The organism is Nitrospirota bacterium (genome assembly GCA_040757595.1).
Classification (GTDB): Bacteria; Nitrospirota; Nitrospiria; order Nitrospirales; family Nitrospiraceae; genus JBFLWP01.
Genome location: JBFLWP010000003.1, coordinates 280,704 through 288,165 on the forward strand (window position 1 = coordinate 280,704; position 7,462 = coordinate 288,165).

Annotated in this window: 5 protein-coding genes; all 5 read right to left on the bottom strand. The window is 63.5% G+C overall.

The window, feature by feature from the left end:
• Positions 1–11: 11 nt before the first annotated feature.
• On the bottom strand, positions 12–2,678 hold the full coding sequence (locus AB1411_04985) for a response regulator (GenBank protein ID MEW6542950.1): 2,667 nt from the start codon (positions 2,676–2,678) through the stop codon (positions 12–14).
• Positions 2,678–2,809: a hypothetical protein gene (locus AB1411_04990; protein MEW6542951.1), complete on the bottom strand. Its 132-nt coding sequence runs from the start codon at positions 2,807–2,809 to the stop codon at positions 2,678–2,680. Before AB1411_04990 ends, AB1411_04985 begins: the two co-directional genes overlap by 1 nt.
• A 384-nt stretch (positions 2,810–3,193) precedes the next feature.
• Entirely contained in the window at positions 3,194–3,721 is a 528-nt protein-coding gene (locus AB1411_04995; GenBank protein ID MEW6542952.1) for a hypothetical protein, read from the bottom strand.
• Between the two features lie 100 nt (positions 3,722–3,821).
• Positions 3,822–5,189 carry a radical SAM protein gene (locus AB1411_05000; protein ID MEW6542953.1) on the bottom strand — a complete coding sequence of 456 codons (1,368 nt, stop codon included), beginning with the start codon at positions 5,187–5,189 and terminating at the stop codon, positions 3,822–3,824.
• Positions 5,182–7,299, bottom strand: a complete 2,118-nt coding sequence (locus AB1411_05005) for a universal stress protein (protein ID MEW6542954.1) — start codon at positions 7,297–7,299, stop codon at positions 5,182–5,184. The genes AB1411_05000 and AB1411_05005 overlap by 8 nt, the downstream gene beginning before the upstream one ends.
• Positions 7,300–7,462 lie beyond the last annotated feature (163 nt).

The following is a 7,462-nucleotide window of genomic DNA, read 5'->3' on the forward strand; positions in this document are numbered from 1 at the left end:
GTCGCTCCTCCTCAGGTGGCCGGGCCGAACCAGCGTTCCACCGTTTCCTTCAACTGCGCGGCCTCGAACGGCTTCAAGAGGTAGGCCTGAGCGCCCATGTTCACGGCCTGGACCGCCCGCTCCTTGGAGCCGGAGGCGGTGACCATGATGATCGGGATCTCGCTGTATCGCTCCCGGATCAGCCGGAGCACCTCCACCCCGTCCATGTCGGGCATGCCGATGTCCAGGATCATGCCGTCGAACGCCGTGCCTCTGAGGACGTCCAGCGCCGCGCTTCCCCCGCTGGCCGTCTCGACCTCGTATCCGTAGGTGTTCAACCGGTCCATCAGGAGTTGCCGGATGTCCGGGTCGTCGTCCACGACGAGAATGCGTTTGCCGCCCGCCCGCCCGCGGCTCTCGCTCTCCCGCACGGCCGGGCTGAGCGGCACGGTGAATCGGAACGTTGAGCCCTCTCCCTCCTTGCTCTGAACCGAGACGACTCCGCCGTGAAGCTCGACCAGGGTCTTCACGATGGACAGCCCGAGGCCGAGCCCCTTCTCGCCGACCTCTCGCGTCTGGCCGATCCGCGAGAACGGGTTGAAAAGGGTGGGAATGACGTCGGTCGGAATGCCCCGCCCCGTGTCCGTCACGAATACGTGAGCGTGCTGCCCGCCCCTGCTAACCACGACGTTGACGCGTCCCTCGACGGGCGTGAACTTGATGGCGTTGTGCACGAGGTTCGTGAAGATCTGGATCAGGCAGTCCGCGTCGGCCCAGACCTTGATCGGGCTGTCGGGAAAAACCGCCTCGAGCCTCTGTTGCTTCGCCGTCGCCGACGGCCGCAGTTGCTCGACGACATCGGCCGCGAACTTCCGCAGGTCCACTTCAGCCGGGGAGAGGTCGATCTTCCCTTGATCGATGCGGGTCTGGTCCAGCAGGTTGGCGATCATGCGGATCAGGCGGTCGGCGTTGATCCCGATCCTGGCCAGGTAGGTCTGTTGCCTGTCCGACAAGGGGCCGGCGACCCCGCTCAACAAGTTTTCGACGAACCCCTTGACGGACGTGAGCGGGGTGCGCAGCTCGTGCGACACGTGCGACAGGAACATGGACCGGTGGCGGTCGGCCCGTTCCAGTTCGAGTGTGCGCTCGCGCACCTTTTCCTCGAGGCCCACGTAGAGCTCTTCGATTTGATGGTAGGCATCCACGTTGGTCAGGGCGATCGCGACTTGATTGGCGAACGTCACCATCAGGTTCAGATCGTCCATGGACAGGACGCCTTCCTGGGCGCGGTCCACCATGAGAGCGCCGAGGATGCGGTCTTTCACCTTCAGCGGAACCGAGATGAACGACTTGACCTGCGTGAGCGTCGCGAGCTGTTGATTCAAGGGATGGAGGCGCGGCCAGACTTCCCGGATGTCGGTCACGAGCAGCGGGATCCCCTTCAGGAGCACCATCGCCTCGGGGCCGTCGAGGGTGACGGCCGGGACCTCAAGGGAGCTGACGAACGCGGCGACCTCGGGCGACGCGCCGTGAACGTGGAAGTCGTGCGACACCCGCCGTTCCGGATCGTAGAAGCAGATCATGGCCCTGTCGTACTTGAGGTTCTTCACGAGGGTCTGCAGGGCCGATTCGATGATCGTTTCCCGGTCGAGGGTGGAGCTGAAGACCAGACCGGCGTTGTGCAGCGCCGTCAATTGGTTGACCTTTTCCTTCAGCGCCACCGTCGTTTGCTCCTGCTCCAGGTACACGGCGCGGAGCTCTTCGTGTCTCGCCTCGACGAAGTGGAGTTGCTCCTGGATCAGCTCGTCTCGGGTCTTCACGTAGTTCCGGAGGATTTTCAGGCGATAACCGAGCCAGCTCGCCACGGCCGCGGGAGCCGCGACGCTCAGCACGCCGATCAGGGGGAGTCCGGGTAGGAGGAAGTGCAGCACCCCGAAAGCCGTGCATCCGCCCAGAATCCCAACGGCCATCTCGACCACGGGCCTGCGCTGCTGCGGCTCCCAACGGAGCTCCCACGTGCAGCGGTCGTCCCCGTTAACCACGCAGGTCAGGTCGTTGATCACCGCACGTCTTAAGTGGTGAATCTTTTCTGGAACGGCCGCCAGGGCGGCTTTTGCGGACTGGCAGATCAGCTCGGCGCAGGCCTTCCGATAGGGGCCGAACTGCCGGGACACGTCCTCCGGATACCGCATGCTGAGGATGGCGGAGCGATCCGTGACCTGCTCGACGCCGAGGATGAGCGAGGAGAATTTTTCCCCGAAGTGCGGGAACCGCTGGTAGATTTGTTGAACCGTGAACGGGCGCCCGAGCGTCTGGATGATGGCGGAGAGGAACTTCTCTTCTCCGACGTGGGCCGAAAACAGGGGATCGCCCGAGATGTCTTTGCAGATCTCCCCAAGGAAACAGACAAATTCGTAGGAGTAGCTGTTCCAGACGTTTCTCAAAAATTTGGGGGTCACGTGGTAGGCGGGGTCGCGAATCCGCTCGTTGAGCTGCCGACATAGCTCCTGGACCGCCCGTTCGCCTGCTTCGGCACCGTGCCCCCGTGCGACGGTCTCTTCGAGATAATCCACATAAGCGCGAATCTTGACGCCGGTGGTGTCGCGGACCTTCTCGCCGTTAGGCTGCACGCCGAAGGGCCGGTACTCCATGAAGCCTTTTTCAAGGATGCGATGCTCTTTTGACAGCAGCTCAGCCATTACATCATCCGGCCGTTCCGGTCCGGAATGGCGGCGCTCTGGGGATCGAGGGGCAGTGAGGCGTTGCGCCCGCGCGCCCGGTGCGAAGGCGTGCAGGGCAACCGGGAAGCCGAGGCGCCGGGACCAAACATCGCGGTACCCTCCCCGCTGGGTCGGCCCGCCAGGAAGTAAGTAAAGGGCTGCATACTTCTGAAGCGCCGAAAAGGAATTTTTGTCAAGAGGGAATCTCATGGTGCGGCGGGTGACATCTGCTGGCATCCCAGCAACTGGGGTGCCAGGGAGGAGAAACGGCCATTGAGGGCCGAAAAGAGATGGAAAGCCTTGTCGTGGCTCTGAATCGCTCCGCAGGTCAGGCCGTGGATCAGGCTGGGAGGAGGCCGGATCTGTATCCAAGAAGATACGCCATAAAATAAATTGATACACCCAGGCCAGCTTCAATGAATGGGAAGAGAACGGAATGGAGAAGGTGTCCCGGCAGTGTTGCTTCGGATACCGAACGCAAGCTGCAGGGGAGGTTACTGGTGCAGGTGCTTGAGGGCGGCGGCGCAGAGGATGATCAGCACGCCCATCCAGAGCGCGACGCGCTGGAAGGGGATCGGTTCGTTGAGCTGCTCCTCCTTTTCTTCTTCCGTTTCCTCGCCGGTGGCCTCGGTCCGAAAGATCACCGTATAGAGGTAGAGGGTGAGAATACCGAGCACCAAAAGCAGCTTGACGAAGAAAATCGTCAGGTACTTGGCGTGGAGGGGAATGCCGTCGCCGGTCTGCGAGATCAGCAATTGGTTGACGTAGTGGAGGTTGATGCCGCCGGTGAAGAGGATCACGGCCAACAGGATGCCCACCACTTTCTTGTACTGCCGATAGAAGACATCCGCGATCGGCTTGACGTATTCCCTGGGGACGGCCGCCTTGAGTCCCGGAGTCACGGCCATCACGAGAAAGGCCAGGCCGCCGATCCAGATCACGGCCGACATGAGGTGCAGCCAATGGTTGACGATCGGAATGAGCTGATTGAGGTCGGTGAGAACAGCCTGAAGGCCCGTCATTGGTCAATCGTCATGAGTCAATCGTGAATAGCGGAACCACCCTGTACAGTCTCCTCATACCAATGACGCATGACGCGTGACGAATGACGCCTTCTCATATTCAGAACTTGAAGACGGGGGCGTCGTTGCCGAAGCGCTTCTTCCGGAGCTCTTCCATCAGCTCCACGGTGATCACCGGAATGCCCTGTTCGCGCGCGTGCCGCTCGACCCCCTTCTTGACCATCGCACGGAGGAAGTAGGGGATCCGGTTGAGCCGGGTCTGCGCCGCCTCGTCCCAAGCCGCCGGACAGTCCTCCGGCGTATTGAAGGCGACCCGCACCTTGTCGCCGCCCTTCGGCGTGTAGAGGCACCACTGGTCTTCGTCCAGCCAATCCCCGTGGTCCACGTAGGGCCGGGCGCGGCACCCCCCGCAGATCTCGCTGTATTCACAGTCCCCGCACTTTCCCTTGAGGTGGGGATAGCGGAAGGAGTCGAAGATGTCGGACTTTTCCCACAGATCCACGAAGCTCTTCTCGCGGATGTTTCCCGCCGACAGCGGCATGTAGGGACAGGGCGTGAGCTCGCCGTTCGGCGTGACCCGGGCGTAGTTGGTGCCGGCCAGGCAGCCCCCGCCCATGTACCCTTGCGCCTTGGTGATCGGAGAGTTGGGATCCTTCTCGTAGGCCAAGCGCTTGAAGTGCGGCGCACATCTGGCCCGGACGAGCATGTCCTTGTACCGGTCCTGGCACTCGACCAGGTAGCCCAGGACTTCCTCGTACTGGGCCGGCGTGATGTCGGTCAGCTCCTCGCCCCGGCCGGTGCAGACCATGAAGAAGACGTTCAGCACCTTGGCGCCCAGACCGTGAGCCCATTCGACCACGGCGGGCAGCTCCCGGTAGTTCATCGGCTGGGCGCTGAAGTGGATCTGGAACTGGAGCCCGTTACGCTTGCAGGCTTCGATTCCCGCGACGGCGGCCTCCCAGGACCCGGGGACCCCGCGGAACGCGTCGTGTTTGCGGGAGTCGAGCGAATCGATGCTGATCCCCACGCCCATCACGCCGATTTCGACCAGCTCCTTGGCCAGCCGATCGTTGATCAGCATCCCGTTGGTGCCGAAGACGACCATGAAGCCCGTCCGCACCGCGTGTCGGGCGATGTCCAGGATGTCAGGACGGGTGAGCGGCTCGCCGCCCGTGATGACGAGCAGGCAGCCGCGGTTGACCTCGGCGATCTGGTCGATGAGCCGGTAGCACTCGTCGGTGGTCAGCTCGTCCGCTCCGCCGCCGGCCTTGGTGGTGGCGTCCAGGTAGCAATGGGCGCACTTCAGGTTGCAGCGCTTGGTCAGGTTGAGGGCGACGAGGAAGGGCTTGAAGTCGTCGACGGTCCGGCCGTCGGTTGGCGGCGAAACGAAACGCGTGACCTGCCCCTCAAGGGAGCCGAGCTTGCCGGCGAGAGCCGAAAAATCAAAGACCGGCAGGGACTTACCCATTGTGACCGGTTCCGGACTGGGCGGACGACGCCCCGGCTCCCGTCAGACGCTCGATGACGTCCTTCAGGTTGCCGGTCTTCATCGCCTCCTCCATCGCGCCCTTGGCCTGCTCGATGCCCTCGTTGGCGACTTCGATCGTGATGACCGTCGCCCCGACCTTCTCCGCGTGCTTCTGGATCAGCGCGCGGGTGCAATCGCGCATGAAGCCGGGCGGCACGCGGTCGAGCCGGGCCTGGGCCTCTGGAGTCCACGTGTAGGGGGCGGGTGAGGACATGGAGCCACCTCCGTGTTCGCCGGAACCGTTGACATGGCCATTCCCTTCGCCGAGCAGGGCTTCCGCCGCAGCCGACGTGCCGGCGCCCTTGTTGGCGAAGATCGGGGTGTAGTCCTCGGCCGCTGCTTCCTTGATCATCGGCGCTGCGAACTCGAGCGTGATCGTGGTCATACCAAGCTTTCTGGCGCTCTTTTCGATCTTGGCCTTGGCACGACGCCGCTGGAAGCCGGCCGGCACGGCCCGGATGGCTTCCTTGGCGTCCTTGGTCCACTGCATCGGGACGTCGTCGTAGGCCAGCTCGGTCTCCAGCGTCCCTTCGGCCTTGGCCGCCGCCTCGAAGATGCCCTTGTCCACCTGCCTGAAGCGACCGCCCTCGGCTCCGCAGACCGGGCACTTGACCGGCGTGTCGCCCTTCCCGACGTAGCCGCAGCCGTCGCAGACGAAGTAGGTCTGGTTCATCCGGTCCAGGTAGGCCTGCATGCCGGGGCTGACCGCCGGCGCGGGCTTCTCCTCCACGATCCGGGTCATCATGCCGCTGAGCGTGGAGCCCATGAGGTCCTTGGCCACGGCGTCGTCCGCCTGCATCTTGTTGCGGTCGATCCCCGCCGCGTCCAGGCTGCCGCCCAGCGCCTTCATGGCTTCCAGGGCGCCCTTGGGCAGGATGTGGCCGACGGCGGCGTCCACGACCGAGTTGCTGATGATCGTGTGCCCCTTCTCGATCGCGTACCGGTGGATCGCGGTCTTGGCCACCCCGCGGGCGAACACGGGAATCCTTTCCATCCGCGCCAGGGCCTCCTCGGTCCAGGCGATCGTGTACTCGGCCTGCGTGTCGATGGGCGGGGTGTACTTGCGATTGGAGATCAGGATGTTGCACGGGGCGGCCCGGAGCAGGTTTTCCGTGTTGCTGCCGATGTCCATGTCCTCGTCGCTGTGCACGCCGATGCGGCCGACGATGAGCAGCCACGGCTGCTCCTTGCGGACGTACTGGATGACCTTCTCGAACGCCTTTCCGTCCAGCAGGGTGGTCTTGATGTCGGTCTGCTCGGCCTGGGCGACCTCCCGGGAGATGTCCAGGTGGGACTGGTAGATCTTGGCCAGGCCGCTGTCGATGATCTCCTCGTGCAGCTTCTCCTGTTCCTTGAAGCGGAAGACCTTGCCGGCCTCCTCGTTCAGCACCCCGGCGATGCTGTGGAACGCCGCGTAATGGAAGTAGGGGTCGAAGGCGGAGATGGCTTCGACCGGCATGTTCAGGGCCTTGCCCAGGCTCAGGCCGGTCATCAGCCCGCCGAACGAATAGGCGCTCCCGTCCACCGCCACGACGATCTTGCCGGTCGGCACGGGGCTGGTGTTCTTGACGATGAGCATGTCGGAGGTCCGCACGCGCCGCACCACCCGCTCGGTGTTGCTGCCGATGACGCTGTCCTTGACCGCGCCCACTCCGAGCGCGCCCATGATGACGAGGTCGTACGCGTTGGCATTGATGTCCTCGGCCAGCACCTTCCAGTTGCGTCCCTCCAGCGAGCGCCGCTCGAGCGGGAGGTTGGCCTCGGTGCATTTCTTGTCGACGAAGTCCAGGTAGGAGTCCGTGATGATCTGCAACCCGCGGGTGATGAGGGAGTCGTGGATCTGGCGCTGCCGGTCCAGCTCCTTTTCGTCGTGGTATTCCTCCGGCAGGCCGGCCTCCATCTGTTTGAACCGTTTATCGTGCATCTTGGCGGCATAGACGTGGCTGCCGACGATCTTGGAGCCGAACATCTTGGCCAGCCGGACTCCCAGGTCGACGGCGGTATTCGAATAGTCCGAATTGTCGACCGGGACATAAATGGTCTTGTACATCTGACAGGCCTCCTTACCCGCCCCTCCGGCCTCCCGCGCAGACGGGGAAATCGTCAAGAAATCTCGATGATTCCGACGGAGCAGGGGCTAACAAGAGCGAGCATGATAGCACCGCAAAAGGGGGGAATGCAAGCAAGGATATGGGGGGGTTAGCGGGTGGGGG

Bases quoted from the DNA above. Each gene is read 5' to 3' on its own strand.
- AB1411_05000 (MEW6542953.1), bottom strand. From the start codon at position 5,189: ATGGGTAAGTCCCTGCCGGTCTTTGATTTTTCGGCTCTCGCCGGCAAG.
- AB1411_04995 (MEW6542952.1), bottom strand. From the start codon at position 3,721: ATGACGGGCCTTCAGGCTGTTCTCACCGACCTCAATCAGCTCATTCCG.
- AB1411_05005 (MEW6542954.1), bottom strand. From the start codon at position 7,299: ATGTACAAGACCATTTATGTCCCGGTCGACAATTCGGACTATTCGAAT.
- AB1411_04990 (MEW6542951.1), bottom strand. From the start codon at position 2,809: ATGTTTGGTCCCGGCGCCTCGGCTTCCCGGTTGCCCTGCACGCCTTCG.
- AB1411_04985 (MEW6542950.1), bottom strand. From the start codon at position 2,678: ATGGCTGAGCTGCTGTCAAAAGAGCATCGCATCCTTGAAAAAGGCTTC.